The 21954-nt window shown below is 68.0% G+C and carries 22 protein-coding genes and 1 tRNA gene; 15 read left to right on the top strand and 8 right to left on the bottom strand.

Translation table 11 applies throughout. From position 1 onward, the window contains the following. Nucleotides 1-4: 4 nt before the first annotated feature. The 4 genes from NFT33_RS06935 to NFT33_RS06920 all read right to left on the bottom strand — a co-directional run bounded on the left by NFT33_RS06935 (nt 5) and on the right by NFT33_RS06920 (nt 4316). Nucleotides 5-2407, bottom strand: coding sequence for a RelA/SpoT family protein (locus tag NFT33_RS06935; protein WP_251674125.1), 2403 nt, complete (start codon nt 2405-2407; stop codon nt 5-7). Between the two features lie 94 nt (nt 2408-2501). Then, nucleotides 2502-2705, bottom strand: coding sequence for a DNA-directed RNA polymerase subunit omega (gene rpoZ / locus NFT33_RS06930; RefSeq protein WP_037483929.1), 204 nt, complete (start codon nt 2703-2705; stop codon nt 2502-2504). A gap of 22 nt (nt 2706-2727) precedes the next feature. Then, nucleotides 2728-3378: a guanylate kinase gene (gene gmk, locus NFT33_RS06925; RefSeq protein ID WP_251674123.1), complete on the bottom strand. Its 651-nt coding sequence runs from the start codon at nt 3376-3378 to the stop codon at nt 2728-2730. 17 nt (nt 3379-3395) lie between these two features. Then, nucleotides 3396-4316 (bottom strand): YicC/YloC family endoribonuclease, encoded by a 921-nt coding sequence (locus tag NFT33_RS06920; RefSeq protein ID WP_251674121.1) that lies wholly within the window; start codon nt 4314-4316, stop codon nt 3396-3398. A 29-nt stretch (nt 4317-4345) separates the two neighbouring features. On the opposite strand from NFT33_RS06920, the gene NFT33_RS06915 reads away from it, so the two are divergent. The 5 genes from NFT33_RS06915 (at nt 4346) to hemW (ending at nt 9072) form a co-directional block, all read left to right on the top strand. Further along, nucleotides 4346-5317, top strand: coding sequence for a serine/threonine protein kinase (locus NFT33_RS06915; RefSeq protein ID WP_037483934.1), 972 nt, complete (start codon nt 4346-4348; stop codon nt 5315-5317). A gap of 77 nt (nt 5318-5394) precedes the next feature. After that, entirely contained in the window at nt 5395-6318 is a 924-nt protein-coding gene (locus NFT33_RS06910) for a PP2C family protein-serine/threonine phosphatase (RefSeq protein ID WP_220787657.1), read from the top strand. Between the two features lie 114 nt (nt 6319-6432). Beyond that, a complete protein-coding gene (gene rph, locus NFT33_RS06905) occupies nt 6433-7161 on the top strand; it encodes a ribonuclease PH (RefSeq protein WP_149504315.1) in 729 nt (242 codons plus the stop codon). A gap of 29 nt (nt 7162-7190) precedes the next feature. Next, on the top strand, nt 7191-7823 hold the full coding sequence (rdgB, locus tag NFT33_RS06900; RefSeq protein WP_251674163.1) for an RdgB/HAM1 family non-canonical purine NTP pyrophosphatase: 633 nt from the start codon (nt 7191-7193) through the stop codon (nt 7821-7823). Nucleotides 7824-7842: 19 nt separating this feature from the next. Beyond that, on the top strand, nt 7843-9072 hold the full coding sequence (gene hemW / locus NFT33_RS06895; protein ID WP_251674118.1) for a radical SAM family heme chaperone HemW: 1230 nt from the start codon (nt 7843-7845) through the stop codon (nt 9070-9072). Here hemW and NFT33_RS06890 read toward each other — a convergent pair. Next, the gene (locus NFT33_RS06890; protein ID WP_251674116.1) at nt 9041-10246 is read right to left on the bottom strand and encodes a protein-glutamate methylesterase/protein-glutamine glutaminase; all 1206 of its coding nucleotides are present in this window, start codon (nt 10244-10246) and stop codon (nt 9041-9043) included. The two genes, hemW and NFT33_RS06890, sit on opposite strands and share 32 nt — an antisense overlap. Before the next feature lie 26 nt (nt 10247-10272). Continuing rightward, complete coding sequence (gene cheD, locus NFT33_RS06885; RefSeq protein ID WP_149504318.1) at nt 10273-10983, bottom strand: chemoreceptor glutamine deamidase CheD; 711 nt, start codon at nt 10981-10983, stop codon at nt 10273-10275. Nucleotides 10984-11166: 183 nt separating this feature from the next. Between cheD and NFT33_RS06880 the strand changes: the two genes are divergently transcribed. The 3 genes from NFT33_RS06880 to NFT33_RS06870 are packed head-to-tail and all read left to right on the top strand — an operon-like array spanning nt 11167 to nt 13338. Next, nucleotides 11167-11901, top strand: coding sequence for a GGDEF domain-containing protein (locus NFT33_RS06880; protein WP_220787660.1), 735 nt, complete (start codon nt 11167-11169; stop codon nt 11899-11901). Continuing rightward, nucleotides 11898-12884: a MinD/ParA family protein gene (locus tag NFT33_RS06875; RefSeq protein ID WP_309296127.1), complete on the top strand. Its 987-nt coding sequence runs from the start codon at nt 11898-11900 to the stop codon at nt 12882-12884. The genes NFT33_RS06880 and NFT33_RS06875 overlap by 4 nt, the downstream gene beginning before the upstream one ends. Nucleotides 12885-12930: 46 nt before the next feature. Continuing rightward, nucleotides 12931-13338, top strand: a complete 408-nt coding sequence (locus NFT33_RS06870; protein ID WP_149504320.1) for a group II truncated hemoglobin — start codon at nt 12931-12933, stop codon at nt 13336-13338. 27 nt (nt 13339-13365) lie between these two features. Here the strand turns inward: NFT33_RS06870 and NFT33_RS06865 are convergent, their stop codons facing one another. After that, nucleotides 13366-14025 (bottom strand): Smr/MutS family protein, encoded by a 660-nt coding sequence (locus NFT33_RS06865; protein WP_149504321.1) that lies wholly within the window; start codon nt 14023-14025, stop codon nt 13366-13368. 8 nt (nt 14026-14033) lie between these two features. Beyond that, nucleotides 14034-14702: a RadC family protein gene (radC, locus tag NFT33_RS06860; protein ID WP_220787663.1), complete on the bottom strand. Its 669-nt coding sequence runs from the start codon at nt 14700-14702 to the stop codon at nt 14034-14036. Between the two features lie 50 nt (nt 14703-14752). Here radC and NFT33_RS06855 point away from each other — a divergent pair, with 50 nt between their 5' ends. The 7 genes from NFT33_RS06855 (at nt 14753) to NFT33_RS06825 (ending at nt 21917) form a co-directional block, all read left to right on the top strand. Further along, complete coding sequence (locus NFT33_RS06855; RefSeq protein ID WP_149504323.1) at nt 14753-15205, top strand: FKBP-type peptidyl-prolyl cis-trans isomerase; 453 nt, start codon at nt 14753-14755, stop codon at nt 15203-15205. After that, complete coding sequence (ispH, locus tag NFT33_RS06850; RefSeq protein ID WP_251674114.1) at nt 15205-16203, top strand: 4-hydroxy-3-methylbut-2-enyl diphosphate reductase; 999 nt, start codon at nt 15205-15207, stop codon at nt 16201-16203. The genes NFT33_RS06855 and ispH overlap by 1 nt, the downstream gene beginning before the upstream one ends. Before the next feature lie 36 nt (nt 16204-16239). Beyond that, a complete protein-coding gene (gene serS / locus NFT33_RS06845) occupies nt 16240-17538 on the top strand; it encodes a serine--tRNA ligase (RefSeq protein ID WP_251674111.1) in 1299 nt (432 codons plus the stop codon). A gap of 55 nt (nt 17539-17593) precedes the next feature. Further along, a tRNA-Ser gene (locus tag NFT33_RS06840) sits at nt 17594-17684 on the top strand. Between the two features lie 354 nt (nt 17685-18038). Further along, nucleotides 18039-18686, top strand: a complete 648-nt coding sequence (locus NFT33_RS06835) for a DNA methyltransferase family protein (protein WP_251674109.1) — start codon at nt 18039-18041, stop codon at nt 18684-18686. Further along, nucleotides 18683-20290, top strand: a complete 1608-nt coding sequence (locus NFT33_RS06830; RefSeq protein ID WP_251674107.1) for an Eco57I restriction-modification methylase domain-containing protein — start codon at nt 18683-18685, stop codon at nt 20288-20290. Before NFT33_RS06835 ends, NFT33_RS06830 begins: the two co-directional genes overlap by 4 nt. After that, entirely contained in the window at nt 20283-21917 is a 1635-nt protein-coding gene (locus NFT33_RS06825) for a DEAD/DEAH box helicase family protein (protein ID WP_251674105.1), read from the top strand. The genes NFT33_RS06830 and NFT33_RS06825 overlap by 8 nt, the downstream gene beginning before the upstream one ends. Nucleotides 21918-21954 lie beyond the last annotated feature (37 nt).

Below are 21954 nucleotides of genomic sequence, written 5' to 3'. Positions count from 1 at the left end.
GTGCTCAGGGACGGATGCGAGCCACCCGCATCACCGACGGGCTGCGCCGCACCACGCGCAGCACATCCGCCAGATGCTGGCGGTCGCGCACCGCCAGCATCAGCCGCAGCTCGGTGGTCTCGCCGGCGCGGTGCGGATCCATGTCGATGTGGGCGATGTCGGCCTCGGCCTGGCTGACCGCCTGGGCGATCTCGGCCAGCACCCCGGTGCCGTTGCGCACCAGAACGCCGACCGCGGTGCGGAAGGCACGCACCGGCTGATCCGACCACTCCACGCCCAGCCAGCGCTCGGGATCGCGCTCGAAGAGCCGCTTGCCGACCGAGCACTCGGCGGTGTGCACCGTCAGGCCCTCGCCGCGGCCGAGGTAGCCGACGATGTGGTCGCCGGGAATCGGCTGGCAGCAGGTGGCGAGCTGGATCGTCGCGTTCTCGCTGCCGTCGATGACGATCGTGCCCTGGGTCGGCGCCTCGTGGTCGACCGCATAGCGGCCCATCGACAGCGTGACCGCATCCGGCCGGCGCCCCTGCTCGATCATCTGGCGCGCCAGCCGCTTGGCCACGATCACCGCGATCTTGCGGCCCAGGCCGATGTCGATCAGCAGCTCGCGGCGGTTGCGGTTGCCGCTCCAGCGCACCAGCGACTGCCAGAGCTGCGCGTCGGCCTCGCTGAGGTCGCTGTCGTCGATGCCGGGCAGCGGCAGGCCCTCGGTGCGCAGCGCCTGCGCCAGCAGCTTCAGGCCGAGATCGTAGGACTCCTCGGCCTCCATGTTCTTCAGGTGATGGCGGATCTTCGAGCGGGCCTTGCCGGTGCGCACGAAGTTCAGCCAGGCCGGATTGGGCCGGGCCGAGGGCGCGGTGATGATCTCGACCGAATCGCCCGAGGACAGCGCGGTGCGCAGCGCCACCGGCTCGCCGTTGACGCGCGCGGCCACGCAGTGATCGCCCACGCGCGAGTGGATCGCATAGGCGAAGTCCACCGGCGTGGCGCCGCGCGGCAGGGCCAGGATCTTGGACTTCGGCGTGAAGACATAGATCGACTCGGGAAAGAGGTCGATCTTGACGTGCTCGAGGAACTCGGCCGAATCACGCGTCTCGCTCTGGATGTCGACCAGCGACTGCAGCCACATCGTGCCCAGATGCTTGGTGTCGGGCCGGGTGTCGGGCGCCTCGCTGCCGTGGCTGGTCTTGTACATCCAGTGCGCGGCGATGCCGGCCTCGGCCACCGCGTGCATCGCGGCAGTGCGGATCTGGAACTCGATCGCGGTGCCCAGCGGGCTGACCACGGTGGTGTGCAGCGACTGGTAGCCGTTGGCCTTCGGGATCGCGATGTAGTCCTTGAAGCGCCCCGGCACCGGCTTGTAGAGCTGGTGCAGCACGCCCAGCGCCAGATAGCACTCGGGCAGCGTCGCCACCACCAGCCGGAAGCCGAAGATGTCGCTGACCTGCGCGAAGCTCAGGTGCTTCTCGCGCATCTTGGTGTAGATCGAATGGACCGTCTTCTCGCGGCCATAGACCTGCGCGGGCACCTCGGCCTGGGTCAGCGCCAGCTCCACCTCCTGGCGCACCCGCTCGACCAGGTCGCGCCGATGGCCGCGGGCCTTGCCGACCGCCTTCGACAGCGCCGCATGGCGCCAGGGACTCAGGAAGCGGAACGAGGTCTCCTGCAGCTCGCGATAGCACTGGTTCAGACCGAGCCGGTGCGCGATCGGCGCATAGATCTCGAGCGTCTCGCGCGCGATGCGGGCGCGCTTGTTCGACGCCATCGCCTCCATCGTGCGCATGTTGTGCATGCGGTCGGCGAGCTTGATCAGGATGACGCGCACGTCGCGCGCCATCGCCAGCAGCATCTTGCGGAAGGATTCGGCCTGCGATTCCTCGCGGGTCGAGAACTGCAGCTTGTCGAGCTTGGTCAGGCCGTCGACGATGTCGGCGGTGGCTGCGCCGAAGCGCTCGACCATCTCCGACTTGGTGATGCCGCAGTCCTCCATCGTGTCGTGCATCAGCGCGGCCATGATGGCCTGCACGTCGAGCTTCCAGTCGGCGCACAGGCCGGCCACCGCGATCGGGTGCGTGATGTAGGGCTCGCCGCTGGCGCGGAACTGGCCCAGATGCGCCTCGTCGGCGAAGCGGTAGGCCTCGCGCACGCGGCGCACGTCGGCCTCGTCGAGGTAGTCGAGCTTGGCGGTCAGCACCGCGAAGGAGGCGGCGCTGGCGCCGTGTGCGCCAGGCACCGCATCGATCACCGGCTTGCCGGCGCGATCGCGCGGCTTCTGGCGTGCGGCAGCGTCGGGCCGGACGGGCTCGGCGATCGGCGAGGCCTCGGCGTCGGGAAGGAGGGTCTCGGCGGCATGCTCCGGATCGCCCGATCCGGACTTGCTTCCCGTCCGTCGCCAGGACGGGAAGAACATGCGACGCAGGACATCAGCAGTACGGGACACCATGACTCACTCTAGCGTGTCTCGCGCCGCGTCGGGCGTCGCGGGCGGGAGGCCGGACAGGCGATCAGGTCGGCACCTTGCGCAGCATCTCGACGCCGACCTGGCCGGCGGCGATCTCGCGCAGCGCGGTCACGCCCGGCTTGTTCTTGGTCTCGACCTTCGGCGCATGGCCCTGGCTGAGCATGCGGGCGCGGTAGGTGGCCGCCAGCACCAGCTGGAAGCGGTTGGGGATCTTCTGCAGACAGTCTTCGACGGTGATGCGTGCCATGGTGGGTCTTTTCTTCCGCAGTTCAGGAGAGTTGGAGGGCGTCGAAGACAGCCGGACGGCTGCGACGCTGGGTCGAGTATTTTAGCCGCTGGGCGTGCACGATGGTCTTGAGGTCGAACAGCGCGGTGTCGAACAGCGCGTTGACGACGATGTAGTCGAAGTGACGCGCCTGCGCGACCTCATGCCGGGCGTTGATCATGCGCTGCTCGATGACCTCGGGCGTGTCCTCGCCGCGGCGGCGCAGGCGCTGCAGCAGTTCCTCCCACGACGGCGGCAGGATGAAGATCAGCACCGCGGCCGGGAAGATCTGCTTGATCTGCAGCGCCCCCTGGAAGTCGATCTCCAGCACCACATCCTCGCCGGCCTGCAGGCGGCGCTCGATGGCGGCGCGCGAGGTGCCGTAGCGGTTGCCATGCACCTGGGCCCACTCGAAGAAGTCGCCGCGGTCGATCATGGCCTGGAACTCGTCCTGGCCGACGAACCAGTACTCCCGGCCATGCTGCTCCTGGCCGCGCGGCGCGCGCGTGGTGTGCGAGACCGACACCATCAGCCGGGCGTCGAGCTCGAGCAGCGCCTTGACCAGGCTGGACTTGCCGGCGCCGCTCGGGGCGGAGACGACATACAGGTTGCCCGGATAGTCAGGCTGCACGGCGGCGGGATTCGGCGTGTTCATGGCGGAGTTGTCGGCACTCATTCGATGTTCTGGACCTGTTCGCGCATCTGCTCGATGGCGACCTTCATCTCGACCGAGATGCGGGTGAGCTCGAGCGCGGCGGACTTCGAGCCGAGCGTGTTGGCCTCGCGGTGCAGCTCCTGGATCAGGAAGTCGAGCCGCTTGCCCAGCTCGCCGCCCTGGCGCAGCAGCCGGGCGATCTCGTCGAGGTGGGACTGCAGCCGGCCCAGCTCCTCGGCGACGTCGATGCGGATCGCGAAGGCCGCGGCCTCCGACATCGCCCGCTCGGCCAGCGCTTCGGCCGGCACGCCCTGCGAGGCACCGGCGGCGGCCAGCGCCTCGTTCCAGCGCTCGAGAAAGCGCTGGCGCTGGCGCTCGACCACCTGCGGCACCAGCGGCGCAGCCTGCGCGGCCAGCGCGCGCAGCGCCTCGACCCGCTCCATCAGGATGGCGACCAGACGCTCGCCCTCGCGGGCACGGGCCTCGCGCAGCCGCGCCACGCACAGACGCGCGGCCTCGGCCGCAGCCTCGTCGAGCACCGGCGCGGGCGCGGTGGAACGGCACCAGGCCAGCGCCTCCTGCACGCTCATCGGCGCGGACTGCGGCAGCGCCGCCAGCACCGCCGACTGCAGCCGGCCAAGCCGCTCGAGCTGTGCGGACGCGGGTGCCTGCACCTCGGCATCGGCGCGCTCGCCGTGCAGGCGCAGCTCGATCTTGCCGCGCTTGAAGGCCTGCGTGAGCTGCTCGCGCAAGCCCGGCTCGAGAGCGCGCAGCTCGTCGGGCAGACGCAGCGTCAGATCGAGAAAACGGCTGTTGACCGAGCGCAGCTCGACCGTCACGGTACCGGCGCGGACGGCGGTGGATTCGGTGTTTTCCCCGGTGTCAGGGCCGGTGCCGGCGCTGGCACTGGCATAACCGGTCATGCTGTAAACTGGCATCGCGGACTTCGCCCAAGCAAAACACGATTATGTCAAAGCCTCAGAAACCCGCCCCGCTGCCCCCTGGCACGGTGGTCGGAGGCTACCAGGTCATTCGAAAGCTGGCGGCGGGTGGTTTCGGGGTGGTCTATCTGGCCGAGGACGCCGAGCGTCGGCTGGTGGCACTGAAGGAGTACCTGCCGTCATCCCTCGCCGAGCGTGCTCCGGGCGAGCTGATCCCGCGCGTCAAGCCGGACAAGCAGCCGCTCTATCGCCTGGGCCTGAAGAGCTTCTTCGAGGAGGGGCGCTCGCTGGCGCAGATCAGCCATCCGAGCGTGGTCTCGGTGCTGAACTTCTTCCGCGAGAACGAGACGGTCTACATGGTGATGAACTACCTGCAGGGCGACACGCTGCAGGACTTCATCGTCACCGCGCGCGATCTCAAGCGCGACAAGGTCTTCCGCGAATCCACGATCCGCAGCCTCTTCGACGAGATCCTGCGCGGCCTGCGCATCGTGCACCAGCACAAGATGCTGCATCTGGACATCAAGCCGGCCAACATCTTCATCACCAACGACAACAAGGCGGTGATGCTGGACTTCGGCGCCGCGCGCGAAGTGCTGTCGAAGGAAGGCAACTTCATCCGGCCGATGTACACGCCGGGCTTTGCCGCGCCCGAGATGTACCGCCGCGACGGCAGCCTCGGCCCCTGGACCGACATCTACGCCATCGGCGCCTGCATCTACGCCTGCATGCAGGGCTATCCGCCCAACGACGCGCCGCAGCGCATCGAGAAGGACCGGCTGAACCTGTCGCTGTCGCGGCTGCGCAATGTCTATTCGGACAACCTGATCGAGGTGACCGAGTGGTGCATGTCGCTCGATCCGCTGGCGCGGCCGCAGAGCGTGTTCGCGCTGCAGAAGGAACTCTCGCGAGAGACCGAGCGGCGCTACACCAAGCTGAGCTTCAGCGAGCGTCTCAAGCTGCAGCTCGAGAACATCAAGTCCGGCGCGAAGGCCTGAGCACGGCGGCGCCGTCCTGCCCCGCCCTCCCGCCGCCCCACCTCCACGACACCGCTCGACGCCCGGAATCCCTGTCCATGCGCTTTTCCGTCTACCAGATCAGCCGCCGCGGCGGCCGCGAGAAGAACGAGGACCGCATGGGCTACTGCTACACGCGGGACTCGGGCCTGTTCGCGCTGGCCGACGGCATGGGCGGCCACCCCGAAGGCGAGGTCGCCTCGCAGATGTCGCTGCAGACGCTGGCGGCCCAGTTCCAGCAGGAGGCGCGGCCGACGCTGAAGGATCCGAAGCGCTTCCTGAGCGAGGGCATCCTGGCCGGCCACCACCAGCTGCTGCGCTACGCGGTCGAGCGCGCGCTGCTCGACACCCCGCGCACCACGCTGGTGGCCTGCCTCCTGCAGGGCCGCGAGGCCTGGTGGGCGCATTGCGGCGACTCGCGCCTGTACCTGGTGCGCGGCGGCCGGCTGGTCGCGCGCACCCGCGACCACTCCTACTCCGAGCTGCAGGAGACGCTCACCGGCATCGTGCCGCTGGGCGACAAGGTCAACCGCAATGTGCTGTTCACCTGCCTGGGCAGTCCGGGCAAGCCGGTGATCGACATCGCCGGGCCGGTGTCGCTGCAGCCCGGCGACCGGGTGATGCTGTGCTCGGACGGCCTCTGGGGCGTGATCGACGACGCCACCATCACCCGGGAGCTGGCCGCCGCACCGATCGGCGAGTCGGTGCCCGAGCTGGTGGAGCTGGCGCTGCGCACCGCCGGCGACAAGAGCGACAACGTCACTGTCATCGCCGTCGAGTGGGAGGCCTCCGAGAACGACGACGAGGACACGCTGGCCGGCATCGAGACCGCCGCGCTCGGCGACGACATGTTCGAGTCGACCATCCAGGCCGGCCACGGCCCCGGCCAGGAAGCCGCCGACCTGCTCGACGACGAGGAGATCGAGCGCTCGATCCGCGAGATCAACGAGGCGATCCGCCGCACCGCGCAGAAGCGTGGCTAGCGGCCAGCCCCTGCCCCGTTTTCCTTCTCTCCCTTTCTTTTCATTCCCTCGGCGTTCGTCATGCCCGCGCAGGCGGGCACCCACGCACCGCCCGCCCCGTCCAGGACTGACCCCATGACCACCTCCCGCCCCCTCGAGCGCGCCCCCGATGCGCTGCGCCCCGTCCGCATCACCCGCGGCTACACCCGGCACGCCGAAGGCTCGGTGCTGATCGAGTTCGGCGACACCCGCGTGCTGTGCACCGCCTCGGTCGAGGAGCGGGTGCCGCCGCACAAGAAGGGCTCGGGCGAAGGCTGGGTCACCGCCGAGTACGGCATGCTGCCGCGCGCCACCCACACCCGCTCCAGCCGCGAGGCCGCCAAGGGCAAGCAGACCGGCCGCACGCAGGAGATCCAGCGTCTGATCGGCCGCTCGCTGCGCAGCGTCTTCGACCTGAAGATGCTCGGCGAGCGCACCATCACCATCGACTGCGACGTGCTGCAGGCCGACGGCGGCACCCGCACCGCCTCGATCACCGGCGCCTTCGTCGCTGCCCATGACGCGGTGTCGAAGCTGCTGGCGCAGGGCCTGCTGGCCGAGACGCCGATCCGCGACCATGTGGCGGCGATCTCGGTGGGTCTGCTCGACGGCGCGGCGCTGCTTGACCTCGAGTACGTCGAGGACTCGGCCTGCGACACCGACATGAACGTGGTGATGACCGGCTCGGGCGGCTTCGTCGAGGTGCAGGGCACCGCCGAGGGCGTGCCCTTCAGCCGCGAGGAGATGGACCGCCTGATCAGCCTGGCCGACAAGGGCATCCGCGAGCTGATCGCACTGCAGCGCGCGGCGCTGGCGGGCCAGTGAGCCCGGAGCGGGAGCACGCGATGGACACGCTGCGACTGGTGCTGGCGTCGAACAACGCCAAGAAGCTCAAGGAGCTGGGCGCGCTGCTGGCGCCGGCCGGCGTCGAGCTGGTGACGCAAGGCGCGCTCGGCGTCGCCGAGGCCGAGGAGCCGCACCACACCTTCATCGAGAACGCGCTGGCCAAGGCGCGCCACGCCGCGGCCGCCACCGGCCTGGCCGCGATCGCCGACGATTCCGGCCTGTGCGTCGACGCGCTCGGCGGCGCACCGGGCGTGTACTCGGCGCACTACGCCGCGCTGGAGCCGGCCCTTGATGCCGACCGCGAGGCGCTGCGCGCTCGCCAGGACGCGGCCAACAACGCCAAGCTGCTCGCCGCGCTCGACGGCGCCTCGACCCGGCGCGCGCGCTTCGTCTGCGCGCTGGTGGCGGTGCGCTCGGCCGACGACCCGGAGCCGCTGATCGCCTTCGGCCGCTGGAACGGCGAGATCCTCGCCGCGCCCGAGGGCGCGGGCGGCTTCGGCTACGACCCGCTGATGTTCATCCCGTCCGAGGGCTGCACCGCCGCGGCGATGCCGGCCGACACCAAGAACCGGCTCAGCCACCGTGCGATCGCCTGCGCGCAGATGCTCGCGCTGATGCGGGAGGTCTGGCAGCGTGGCTGACGGCATCTCCCTCTCGCCGGTGTCGGCGCCCCCCGCGGCCGACCTGTCCGACCACCAGGCGCTGCTGGCGCGCTACCTGCGCCCGGGCACGCTGCAGCTGGGCGCGCCGCCCCCGCTGGGCCTGTACATCCACCTGCCGTGGTGCCTGCGCAAGTGCCCGTACTGCGACTTCAACTCGCACGAGGCGGCCGCCGGCGGTCACCCCGAGGCGCGCTACCTGGACGCGCTGCGCGCCGACCTGGAGCGGGCGCTGCCGATGGTCTGGGGCCGCCACATCCAGACCATCTTCATCGGCGGCGGCACGCCCAGCCTGTTCTCGCCCGAGGCCATCGAGCGGCTGCTGGCCGACGTGCGCGCGCTGCTGCCGCTCACGCCGGGCTGCGAGATCACGCTGGAGGCCAATCCCGGCACCTTCGAGCGCGAGCGCTTCCGCGCCTTCCGCGCTGCCGGCGTGACCCGGCTCTCGATCGGGGTGCAGACCTTCGACGACGCGCGGCTGCAGACGCTCGGCCGGGTGCACAGCCGCGCGCAGGCGCTGGCCGCGGCCGAAGAGGCCCATGCGGCCTTCGACACCTTCAACCTCGACCTGATGTATGCGCTGCCCGGCCAGACGCTGGCCGAGGCCGAGGCCGACCTGCGCACCGCGCTGGCGCTCGCGCCGCCGCACCTGTCGGTCTACCACCTGACGATCGAGCCCAACACCGTCTTCGCCAGCCGCCCGCCCGCGGCGCTGCCCGACGACGATCTGGCCAGCGAGATGCTCGACCAGATCACCGCGCTGACCGGCGAGGCGGGACTCGCGCGCTACGAGGTCTCGGCCTACGCGCGGCCCGGCCACCGCTGCGCGCACAACCTGAACTACTGGCAGTTCGGCGACTACCTCGGGCTCGGTGCAGGCGCGCACACCAAGCTGAGCTTCCCGAACCGGGTCGTGCGCCAGGTGCGCTGGCGCGATCCGGCGATGTACATGGAGCACGCGCTGGCCGGCCGGGCGATCTCGAACGACGAGGAGGTCGGCCGCAAGGCATTGCCCTTCGAGTTCATGCTCAACACGCTGCGGCTGAAGGACGGCTTCGAGCTGGCGCTGTTCCGCGAGCGCACCGGGCTGCCGCCCTCGGCCATCGCGGCCGGGCTGGCCGAGGCCGAGCGGCGCGGCCTGCTCGAGCAGGACCGCAGCGCCGGCATCGTGCGCCCGAGCGAGCGCGGCTTCGACTTCCTCAGCGACCTGCAGTCGATGTTTCTGACCTGAGCGCACCGGCCGCGCCGCTGCCGACCAGGCCGAGCATCGCCATCAGCCGCGGGCCGATGGCCTGCAGCGCCAGCACCTCCTGGCAGGCGCCGGCGCGGATCGCTTCCTTGGGCATGCCGAAGATCGCGCTGGTGGCCTCGTCCTGGGCGATGTTCCAGGCGCCGGCGTCGCGCATGCGGCGCATGCCCTCCGCGCCGTCGCCGCCCATGCCGGTCAGCATCACGCCCAGCGCGCGCTCGCCCACCACCTGCGCGACCGAGCGGAACAGCACGTCGACGCTGGGCCGATGCCGGTTGACCGGCTCGGTGTCGGTGACGCGCGCGACCAGGCTGGCGCCGACCTTGACCACCGACAGGTGCCGTCCTCCCGGCGCGACATAGCCGTGGCCCTGCTGCAGCACCATCTCGTCGCGGGCCTCGCAGACCCGCAGCGCACCCAGCGTGTCCAGCCGGGCGGCATAGCGCGCCGAGAATCCGCCCGGAATGTGCTGCACGATCACCACCGGCGGCACCTGCGCCGACAGCGCGCGGATCACATGCGGCGTGGCCTCGGGCCCGCCGGTGGAGGCACCGATCGCGATCAGGCGGATGCGGCGCTCGCCGATCTCGACCGCCGGGCCGCCCGACAGGACCGGCGCAGCGGAAGTCGGTGCCTGCAGCGGCGCAGGCGAGGCGACGGACAGGGCCGGTGACGACACGGTCGCGGGCGCCGCCGGCACGCTCCGGCGTGGCGCAGCGGGTCGGCTCTGCACCGCCTGCCGCAGGGCCGCCAGCAGCTCGCGCTCGAACGCCTCGAAGGCACCCGGCACGCCGACGGCCGCCTTGTCGATCACCGCCGCCGCGCCCAGCGCCAGCGCGCGGGTCACGATGTCGGGCTGGCGCTGCGCCGCCGAGGTGACCATGATCGTCGGCGTCGGCCGCAGCCGCATCAGGCGCTCGAGAAAGTCGAGGCCGTCCATCTTCGGCATGGCCATGTCGAGCGTGATCACGTCGGGATCGAGCTCGCGGATCATCTCGCGCGCCTGCAGCGCGTCGCAGGCGGCGCCGACGCACTCCATGTCGGCCTGGCGGGCGATGATGCCCGACATCAGGCCGCGCATCACCGCGGAGTCGTCGACGACGACGATCCGGATCGGCGCAGCCGGCGGGCGCGAGGGCTGGAAGGAAACAGGCATGGATTCGGCGCTCGGGCGAAGCAGGATCAGAACAGGTCGATGCTGCCGGCTGCGGACGCCGAGGCGCGGCGGCGTGCATCCTGGTCGAGCGCGATGGCGGCCTCGCGCTGCGCCGGCGGCAGACGGCGCACCATCGCGCGCCCGGTCTTGGGGAAGAAGCAGACCTTGCGCGGATAGGGTCCGAGCACATCCTGCGACACCAGCGGAATCTCCTCGGTGCGCAGATAGTCGAGCACGAAGCTGGTGTTGCGCTGGCCGACATTGAGCGCGCCATTGCCGGCGATCAGCGCCGCGCCGCCAAAGACCTTGGCCTCGAGCGTGCGCCGGGTCGCACCGCGCTTGATCAGCGCGTTGATCAGCAGCTCCATCGCGCAGGAACCGTAGCGGCCGCCGTCGTCGGACGCCCCGTCGCCGGGCAGCATGAAATGGTTGATGCCGCCGACCGCGGCCTGGCGATCCCACAGGCAGGCGGCGATGCACGAGCCCAGCGTCGTGGTGATGACCAGATCCTCGCTGTGGACGAAATACTCGCCCGGCATCACCTTGACCGCATCGGCATTGAAGGCGACCTCGCGGTAGAAGAAAGACGCCTCGCCAGAGGCACGCCGCTCGGCACGCATGCGCTCGATCCGTCCGGGCACGACACGCGCCTCGGCAGAGGAGGCGTCGGAGGCACGGGCTCCGGCAGGCCGGCGAGCATCGGCAGACGAGGGGGAGGCACTCTGGGTATTGGTCATGACAGGTTCCCGGACTGTGGTGCACTGTGCCGTCGCATGCCGCCGTGCAGCCCGGGAAGAAACCCGTCAAACCGGGCCCATCTTGGCGCAGGCGAATCCGCCGGACCCCTTAGACTGCAAAATCATCGCCGCCCCACTCGCCCAGACCACTTCATGACCCCGTCACCCGAGGTCCGTCATCGCATGAACACCGTGACCATCGGCGGCGCGACGCTGCGCGTCGATCTCGCGGTCCAGATGCTCGAGCGCTCGGGCGTGGACGGCCTGTCGCGGCTCGAGCCCGGCTCGGCCGCCTGGCTGCAGGCGCTGATCGACGGTCTGTGCATGCTGTCGAGCCGCGACCCGATGACCGGCCTGGTCAACCGCCGCCAGTTCGAGGCCAGCCTGGAGGGCGAGATCGACCGGGTCGCGCGCTCGGGCGAGTCGGCGATGCTGCTGCTGATCGACATCGACCACTTCAAGCGGGTCAACGACAGCTACGGCCACGGTGCCGGCGACGAGGTCATTCGCGCGATCGGACGCACGCTCCAGGAGTGCGTCCGTCCGATGGACACGGTGGCGCGCATCGGCGGCGAGGAGTTCGCGGCCGTGCTGCCGAACTGCCCGGCCAGCTTCGGCGAGGCGGTGGCCGACCGCATCCGCCTGGCGATCGAGTCCTGCCGGATCGAGGTCAGCCGGCATGTGCGGCTGAGCGTGACCGCCAGCGTGGGCGGCGCCTTTGCCCCGCGCTGGGTCCGTTCCTCGGCCCGGCTCTGGATGGAGCGCGCGGACCAGCAGCTCTACCGCGCCAAGGCCGCCGGCCGCAACCGCACCTGCATGGAGCTGCCTCCCCACTCGGAGGTCAGCAACGAGGAACGCGACATGCTGTTCAGCACCATGTCGGCGTTCATGCCCGACACACTGGATTCCACCCGATGAGCACGACGACCCTGACGACCTCGCCCGGCTCCGAGCCGACCGCGACCGGCCGCACCGAGCGTCCGCGTGTCTTCGCGATCACCAGCGGCAAGGGCGGCGTCGGCAAGACGATGCTGGCCGCCAATCTCGCCGCCGCGCTGGCCCGCCGGGGCGAGCGGGTGCTGGTGATCGATGCCGACCTCGGTCTGGCCAACCTCGACGTGGTGCTGAACCTGCAGCCCCGGCGCACGCTGCATGATGTCTTCACCGGGCAGGGCACGCTCGACCAGGCGCTTCTGACCGCGCCCGGCGACTTCCAGGTGCTGCTGGCCGGCTCCGGCCTGATCGAGTACTCGCGGCTGACGCCGACGGTGCGCGAGCAGTTCGCGCGACTGATCGACACGGTGCGCCCGCACTACGACCGGGTGCTGATCGACACCGGCGCGGGCATCTCCGACGTGGTGCTCTACGCGATCTCGATGGCCGACGAGGCGATCGTCATCGCCACGCCGGAGCCGACCGCGCTGGCCGACGCCTACGCCACCGTCAAGGTGCTGGGCATGCAGCAGGGCCGCACCTCGATGATGCTGGTGGTCAACCAGACCCATCGCCATGGCGAGGGTCGCCATGTGGCGGCGCAGCTGCAGTCGGTCATCGACCGCTTCATCACGCTGCCCGAGGGCGGCACGATCCGGCTGAATCCGCTCGGGGAGATCGTCAGCGACACCTCGGTGCGCCAGGCGGTGCAGCGGCGCCAGCTGGTGATGCTCGCCTATCCGGGCTCCGACGCCGCCCAGGGCATGTCGGCGATCGCGATGCGTCTGGCCACGCTGCACCCGCCAGCCGGCCGCCTGCCGATGCCCGCGGGCACCCTGGTGACGCTGCTGCCGGTTCCCGAGCCGGTCGCCACGCAGGACGCGTCGGCGCCCGCCCCCTGCGCCGATCTGCCCGCCGAGGCCGACCTGGCCGGCGCCGCCGTCACCGTCACCGACGATCCGCGCTGATCCCGCGCACCCCGCGCAGGCACGCGCTGGGCTACAGTGCGCCCGCATGACGACTGACATCCCCACCACACCCCAGACACCCGCCACTCCGTACGAATGGGTGGGCGGCGATGCCCGGGTTCGCGCGCTGGTCGACCGCTTCTACGATCTGATGGACCTGGAGCCCGCCTACCGCGAGCTGCGCGCCGCCCATGGCAGCACGCTCGACGAGGCCCGCGACAAGCTCCACTGGTTCCTGAGCGGCTGGCTGGGCGGCCCCGATCTCTACATCGAGCGCTTCGGCCATCCGCGGCTGCGCATGCGCCACATGCCCTTCTCGATCGGCATCCTGGAGCGGGACCAGTGGGTGGCCTGCATGCACCAGGCCATGACCGAGGTGCAGCTCGACCCGGCGCTGATCGAGCGCCTGACCGAAAGCTTCATGCGCACCGCCGACTGGATGCGCAACCGCTGAACGCCCCGCAGCCGACAGATCGGGACGTCAGCGCAGGCGGCCGTCCGGGCTGCGCGACGAATCCAGCAGCACGATCAGCGCACCGGCGCCGCCGTCCGGCCCGCGCGCCTGCGTGAAGGCCAGCACCTCCTGGCGCTGCACCAGCCACGAGCGCACCTTGCCCTTGAGCACCGGCTGGCGCCCCGGCGATCCCAGGCCCTTGCCGTGCACCACCCGCACGCAGCGCCAGCCGCGCTTGCCCGCGTCGATCAGGAAGCCGGCCAGCGCCTCGCGCGCGGCGTCGCGATTCAGGCCGTGCAGGTCGATCTGGCCCTGCGTGACCCAGACGCCGCGGCGCAGCTTCTTCAGCACATCGTCGCCGATGCCGGACTGGCGGTAGGAGAGCTGGTCGTCGGTCTCCATCAGCGACTCGGGGTCGAACTCGTCGGACAGCGCGACCCGCATCACCTCGGCCTCGTCGAGCTCGCGCTGGCGCGGGTGGGGCAAGGGACGCGGCCGGACGATCTCGGCCAGATTGCGCGAGCGCAGCCGCACCACCGGGCCGACGCTGCGCTCGAACAGCTCATGCTCGCGCCGGCGCGCGGCCTCCTCGGCGGCACGGCGCGCGGCCTCTTCCTCGGCGCGGCGGCGGCGCTCGCGCAGCACCCGCTGCACCGCGGCCAGACCATCGAGCGAATTCACCTTCATCGTCGTCGTCACAGCAGCCCCCGCTCGGCAAAGGACACCACCGGCCCGCGCCCGACGACGAAGTGGTCGAGCACCCGCACGTCGATCATCTGCAGCGCCGTCTTCAGCGACTGGGTCAGGAACTCGTCCGCCTTCGACGGCTCGGCCACGCCGGAAGGGTGGTTGTGCGCCAGGATGACCGCGGCCGCATCCAGCGCCAGCGCGCGCTTGAGCACCTCGCGCGGGTAGACGCTGGTCTGCGTCAGCGTGCCGCGGAACATCGGCTCGAAGCGGATCAGCCGGTGCTGCGCGTCCAGGAACAGCACCGCGAAGACCTCGTGGCCCAGCTCGGCCAGCTCCAGCCGCAGAAAGTCGCGCACCGCCTGCGGCGAGTCGAAGACCGGCCGGCGCGCCATCTCGGCCGCCAGCGTGCGCCGCGCCAGCTCCAGCACCGCCAGCAGCTCGGCGCGCTTGGCCGGCCCCAGGCCCTTGACCGTGGCCAGCGCCGCGCCATCGGCCCGCAGCAGCCCGCCCAGGCCCTGGAAGCGATCCAGCAGCTGCTGCGCCATCTGCAGCACGCCGTTGCCCGCCGTGCCGGTGCGCAGCAGGATCGCCAGCAGCTCGGCATCCTGCAGCGCGGCCGGGCCGTGGCTCAGCAGCTTCTCGCGGGGTCTCAGCTCGGGCGGCAGGTCTTTCATCGGGGGACACCTAAAATCGCGGACAGTCTATCGAGAACAGGATCACTGACGTGCCACAGGTCCAAGCGGGTTCATTCCTGACGCTTCACTATCGCCTCGCCGGCCCGGACGGCGGCGACATCGTCAACACCTTCAACGACAAGCCCGCGACGCTGACAATCGGCAGCGGCGAGCTGGCCCCGGCCATCGAGGCGCGCCTGATCGGCCTGGAGGAAGGCACGCGCACCGTGATCGAACTGGCCGCCGGCGAGGCCTTCGGTCCGCGCAACCCGGACATGGTGCAGAAGCTCGCCTTCTCGGAGCTGCGCCAGATGGGCGACCCTAACGAGGAGTACCAGGTCGGCGACGTGGTGCAGTTCCCCACGCCCGACGGCCGCGGCGCCTTTGCCGGCATCCTGCGCGAGCTCGGCCCCACCGGCCGCGACTGGGCGCTGTTCGACTTCAACCACCCGCTCGCCGGCCAGCCGGTGAGCTTCGAGGTGCAGCTGATCGGAGTGCTGTGATGACGACGACGAACGACACGACAACCCCCCTGCCGGTGCAGGAGGTGGTGCTGGCCCAGCCGCGCGGCTTCTGCGCCGGCGTCGACCGCGCCATCGAGATCGTCGAGCGCGCGATCACCCGGTTCGGCGCGCCGATCTATGTCCGCCACGAGATCGTGCACAACACCTATGTCGTCAACGACCTGAAGGCCAAGGGCGCGATCTTCATCGAGGACCTCGCCGAGGTGCCCGCGGGCGCCACGCTGATCTTCAGCGCCCACGGCGTGAGCCAGGCGGTGCGCCGCGAAGCCCAGGCGCGCGGCTTCGAGGTCTTCGACGCGACCTGTCCGCTGGTGACCAAGGTCCATGTCGAGGTCGCCAAGCTGCGCCGCGAGGGCTACGACTTCATCATGATCGGCCACAAGGGCCATCCGGAGGTCGAAGGCACGATGGGCCAGCTCGACAGCGGCATCCACCTGGTCGAGGATGTCGAGGATGTGGACCGGGTCGTCGTGCCCGACGAGAGCCGACTGGCGGTGGTCACGCAGACCACGCTGAGCGTGGACGACGCCGCCGAGATCCTCGCCGCCGTCAAGCGCCGCTTCCCGCAGGTGCGCGAACCCAAGCAGCAGGACATCTGCTACGCCACCCAGAACCGCCAGGACGCGGTGAAGGTGCTCTCGGCCGAGGTCGACATCGTCATCGTGGTCGGCAGCCCGACCAGCTCCAACAGCAACCGCCTGCGCGAGCTGGCCGAGCGCCTGGGCACGCCCGGCTTCATGATCGACAGCGCCGCCGAGCTGCGCCCCGAGTGGTTCGAGGGCCGCCCGCGCGTGGGCCTGACCGCCGGCGCCTCGGCGCCCGAGCTGCTGGTCGACCAGGTCATCGCGCGGCTGCGCGAGCTTGGCGCGCTGGCGGTGCGCAAGATGCCCGGCGTGGAGGAACACATCGAATTCCCGCTGCCGAAGGGCCTGGGCGACAAGTCGATGGCCGAGGCCGCGGCGCAGCGCCAGAATTGAACCTTCCTGCTTTCCAGCTCCAGTCTTCCCATCCCCATGCTTGACATCACCCTGCTGCGCCGCGATCTCGACGCGGTGCTCGCGCGCCTGCAGACCCGCAAGAACCCGCAGCCCTTTCTCGACGCCGACGCCTTCCGCGCGCTGGAGGCCGAGCGCAAGACCGTCCAGACCCGCACCGAGGAGCTGCAGGCCACCCGCAACCGCCTCTCGAAGCAGATCGGCGCCCTGCGCGGCAAGGGCGAGGACACCAGCGCACTGATGGCCGAGGTCGCCGGCATCGGCGACGAGCTCAAGCGCTGCGCCGATCGCCTGGGCCAGATCCAGACTCAGCTCGAGGCCCTGGTGCTGTCGGTCCCCAACCTGCCGCAGGTCGACGTGCCGGTCGGCACGGACGAGACCGGCAATGTCGAGGTGCGCCGCTGGGGCACGCCCCGCACCTTCGACTTCGCCGTCAAGGACCATGTGGACCTGGGCGCGCCGCTGGGCCTGGACTTCGAGACCGGCGCCAAGCTCTCGGGCTCGCGCTTCACCTTCATGAAGAGCCAGATCGCCCGGCTGCACCGCGCGCTCGCCCAGTTCATGCTGGACGTGCAGACCCAGGAGCACGGCTACACCGAGTGCTACACGCCCTACCTGGTGCAGGGCGAGGCGCTGCGCGGCACCGGCCAGCTGCCCAAGTTCGAGCAGGATCTCTTCCACGTCACCTCGGGCGACGGCGAGGCCGCCGGCAGCAAGTGGTACCTGATCCCGACCGCGGAGGTCACGCTGACCAACGTCGTCGCCGACACGATCGTGCCGGCCGACGCGCTGCCGATCAAGCTCACCGCGCACAGCCCCTGCTTCCGCTCGGAGGCCGGTTCGGCCGGCCGCGACACCCGCGGCCTGATCCGCCAGCACCAGTTCGACAAGGTCGAGATGGTGCAGATCACCCACCCCGAGCACAGCAACGCCGCGCTCGAGGAAATGACCGGCCACGCCGAGGCGATCCTGCAGAAGCTCGGCCTGCCCTACCGCGTCATGCTGCTATGCACCGGCGACATGGGCTTCGGCTCGACCCGGACCTACGACCTGGAAGTCTGGGTCCCGGCCCAGGGCACCTACCGCGAGATCAGCTCCTGCTCGAACTGCGAGGCCTTCCAGGCGCGGCGCATGCAGGCACGCTTCAAGAACGCGCAGGGCAAGAACGAGTTCGTGCACACGCTCAACGGCTCGGGCCTGGCGGTCGGCCGCACGCTGGTGGCGGTGCTCGAGAACTTCCAGAACGCCGACGGCAGCATCACCGTGCCGGAAGTGCTGCGACCCTATCTCGGGGGCCTTGACAAGATGGGCTGTTGATCGTCTATAATCGAATTCTTCGCTGAACAGACCACGGTTCAGCAGCAAGCTACCAGGAGAGGTGGCAGAGTGGTCGAATGCGCCGGACTCGAAATCCGGTATACGGTACCCCCGTATCGAGGGTTCGAATCCCTCCTTCTCCGCCAGACAAAAGCCCGAGTGATGCAAGTCACTCGGGCTTTTTCTTTGTCTCTGAGGAATTAGCAAGATGAGCCTTCCTTGGCGCCAGCTCGGTCTCGCAGCGACTGCATCCCAGACCTAGCAAGCCCCCATACCTGCTGGGCTTTTTCGAGCCATTTGTTTGTAATACGCTGTGGGAACGTACGGCGTTGTAGTGACTGCACCAAACCTCGATGATGCACGCCGCACTCCTTGCGGGAGTGGGGGCATTCAAGTGACAGGCATTCATCGCGGAGCTTGCCGTTGCAAGCATCTGCCGCCTATCCGGACCATCGCCAACCTTCGTTTGACTTCGCCCGCCTGTGGCGCACTCCGAAACAATGAACCTCGTCAAATCTAAACAACGGGTAGTCGACCACGGTGAAGTCTTTACGCCACCATGGATGGTGGAAGCCATGTTGGATCTTGTGAAGGATGAGACTGAGCGTATCGACGCGCGGTTTCTGGAGCCCGCCTGCGGCAGTGGCAACTTCATCCGCCGCATCCTGCAGCGCAAGCTAACAGCAGTGGAGCTCAAGTATGGCCGCTCTGACTTTGAGCGGCAGAACTACGCACTGCTGGCCCTGATGTGCATCTACGGCATCGAGCTGCTAGCTGACAACGTGGCGGAATGCCGAGCCAATGCACTTGAGATTTTTTCCGAGTACACGCGGGTCAGCGAAGGCGATGACCTCCGCCGGGCCGCATCGCATGTACTGAGGTGCAACATCCTTCACGGCGACGCACTCACCATGCGCACGCGCGATGGCACCCCCATCGCTTTCGCCGAATGGGGCTACGTGGGCAAGGGCAAATTCCAGCGCCGCGATTTTCGCCTGGATGTGCTGACCGGCTCATCGAACTTCAGCGCCGAGGGCTCTCTGTTCGGCAAGCATGAGATCTTCACGCCCATCAAAACCTACCCGCCCATGACGGTACGCGAACTCGCTGCCACCGACTGCGACAAGAATCAAGAGGAGGCCTCGTGAGCGGAAAAGTCAGTTTCACCCTGCGTGGGCGCAACCCCGATGTTCTGACCTGTATCGCGAACCTGTCGAACGACGAAGTATTCACGCCGCCCGATTTGGCCAACCGCATGCTCGACTTGCTAGCTCAAGGCTGGGCTGACGACCATGACGGCGCCGACATCTGGCAAGACAAGACGGTCAAGTTTCTCGACCCCTTCACAAAGTCGGGCATTTTTCTACGCGAAATCACCAGCCGCCTTGTTCTCGGCTTGGCCAGGCAGATCCCTGACTTGCAAGAGCGCGTCGATCACGTCCTAACAAAGCAGGTGTTTGGCATCGGCATCACCCGCCTGACCAGCCTCCTCGCGCGCCGCAGTCTGTATTGCTCCAAGCAGGCCAACGGCCCGCACTCGGTGACCAAGCAGTTCACCAACGAGGCCGGCAACATTTGGTTTGAGCGCACGGAGCACACCTGGGCGAACAGGAAGTGTGAGTTTTGCGGCGCCAGTCAAGAAGCATTGGATAGAGGCGAAGACATGGAAACCCATGCCTACGCCTTCATCCACACAGACGACATCAAGACTCGCATGGCCGAGTTGTTTGGAGACGATATGCAATTCGACGTGATCATCGGCAACCCACCGTACCAGCTGAGCGACGGCGGTCATGGCGCGAGCGCCGCGCCGATCTATCAGTTGTTTGTAGAAAACGCGCTCGACTTGGAGCCGCACTACGCCGTCTTTGTCACGCCGTCGCGATGGATGGCTGGTGGCAAAGGGCTAGACGCCTTTCGCGCGCGCATGCTGGCTGACAAGCGGATGCGCAACATCGTCGACTACCCCAAGCTATACGAGGGATTCCCAGGCGTGAAGATTCGGGGGGGTATTTCGTACTTTATGTGGGACCGCAACCATAACGGACCATGTTCAGTGCAAACCATTTGGGATGGACAACCAACAGGCCCAGCAGTTGCTCGACATCTTGACCGGTACGACATCCTTGTTCGACGCAATGAAGCCGTTCCCATCTTGGAGAAGGTTCTAGCTCTACGCGAGCCCAGCTTTGACAACCAAGTGTCCAGCGGCAAACCTTTCGGATTTCGCACCTTTTTCCACGGCCAAGCCGACGCCCAAAAGATCGCCGATCCTGTCAAGTTGTATGGCTCACGCAAGGTAACTTGGATTGAACGGGCAGATGTAGTCGTCAACCCCGCATGGGTGGATGAGTGGAAGGTGCTGATGACTGCAGTACAAGGCACCAGCGCTGCTGTTGAGACGAAATTTTTGAGCAAACCGATCCTTGCCGAGCCAGGATCGGCATGCACTGAGACCTACCTCGTCGCCGGACACTTCAAAGACAAAGAGCGGGCCGTCAACTGCGCAAACTTCCTCCGAACCCGCTTCGTTCGATTTCTGGTTTCGCTGCGGAAAGCCACCCAGCACGCGACCCGTGACGTTTACGCATTCGTGCCTGGAGTACCTCTCGACCAAGAATGGACAGACGAGAAGCTCTACACGCGCTATGGACTGACTGAGGAGGAGATTGCCTTCATTGAATCGCAAGTTGCTGAACACGACGCCGCACTCTTTGACGATGCCGTGATTGACGAGGCTGACGATGAGTAAGCCAACCGTCGAGGACATCCTCGCCCCCAAGCCTGTTGCCCGCCCCCGTATCTATGCCTACACCATCGCAGACGCTGCCCATGCTGGCCTGCTGAAGGTAGGACAGACCACACGTGATGTGGCCTTGCGCGTCGCGGAGCAACTGAAGACGGCGGCGATCAAGAACTACACCATTGAGCTGGACGAGCTGGCGGAGCGGGACGATGGCTCGATCTTCTCCGACCACGAGGTGCGTGCCGCGCTGGCAAAGAAGGGGTTTGACAACCCGGAGCTGGAATGGGTGCGCTGCTCAGTCGAGGACGTGAAAACCGTGCTGACTGAGCTGCGCACCGGCCAGCGTTTCAGTGGCACGCACCACGAGACCTTTGGCATGCGCGCCGAGCAGGCAGATGCCGTGGGCAAGACATTCGATTACTACCAGTCGATCTGGGCTGAAGATTCCAACGCCGCCCCGCGCTTCCTGTGGAACGCCAAGATGCGGTTTGGCAAGACCTTCACAACCTACCAGCTGGCCAAGAAGCTGCAGGCCAAGCGGGTTCTGGTACTGACGTTCAAACCGGCGGTTGAAGACGCTTGGCAAACTGATCTGGAAAGTCATGTTGACTTTGACGACTGGCAGTACCTGTCGCGGTCATCGGGTAGCGATCCCACGCAGATCGACAAGCGCAAGCCGGTCGTCTACTTCGGGTCGTTTCAAGACCTGCTAGGCCGCGACGCCACGGGCAACATCAAGCCCCAAAACACTTGGCTGCACACGGTGAACTGGGACTTGGTGGTATTCGACGAATACCACTTCGGCGCTTGGCGCGACACCGCCAAGGAGCTGTTCGAGGGCGAAGATGATGCAGTGGCCAAGAAGGAGGCCAAGCTGGAGTACGCCGGCGATCTGGATGGCGTCAACGAGGAACTGACTGTGCTTGCCGGCCAGGAAGCAGAATTCTTACCCATCACCACACGGGCCTATTTGTACCTCTCGGGCACACCGTTCAAGGCCTTGGCGACGGGCGAATTCATTGAAGAGCAGATCTTCAACTGGACCTACACCGACGAGCAACGGGCCAAGGCGGCCTATACGGCCGACCACCCTGGTCAGCGCAACCCCTACAGGGCCTTGCCGCAGATGCGGCTACTGACCTATCAGATGCCCGACGAACTGCTAGCAGTAGCCAGCGGCGGCGAGTTCGATGAATTCGACCTCAATGCATTCTTCGAAGCCAAAGGAACTGGTGACGCCGCCGAGTTCAAGCACAAGAGCGACGTGCAGAAGTGGCTGGACATTATTCGCGGCGGGCACGTGGCACAGTCAGCCGAGTTGCTGAAGGCTGGCACGCGGCCGCCATTTCCGTACTCGGATGTGCGTCTGTTGCCGTATTTGCAGCACTCGTTCTGGTTCATGCCGAGCGTAGCCGCGTGCCATGCCATGGCCAATTTATTGGCCGAGAAGCAAAACATTTTTTGGCATACCTACAAAGTCATCGTCGCGGCCGGAACCGCAGCAGGCCTGGGGCTGGCCGCACTCCCCCCTGTGCGCAAGGCCATCGGCAGCGGCTTTGACAGCCAGACCATCACTCTGTCATGCGGCCAGGGCGATTGCATTAGCCATCGCTCGAAATTTGTGCATGGCTGACTGAACCGGGCGTCAAGCCGAAGAGCCCTTGCAGGTA

The sequence above is a fragment of the Sphaerotilus sp. FB-3 genome, from assembly GCF_023706025.1.
In the GTDB taxonomy this organism is placed as follows: domain Bacteria; phylum Pseudomonadota; class Gammaproteobacteria; order Burkholderiales; family Burkholderiaceae_C; genus Sphaerotilus; species Sphaerotilus sulfidivorans.
The sequence above is the reverse complement of the archived record's forward strand: the minus strand, read 5'-3'. Positions and strand labels throughout refer to the sequence as shown.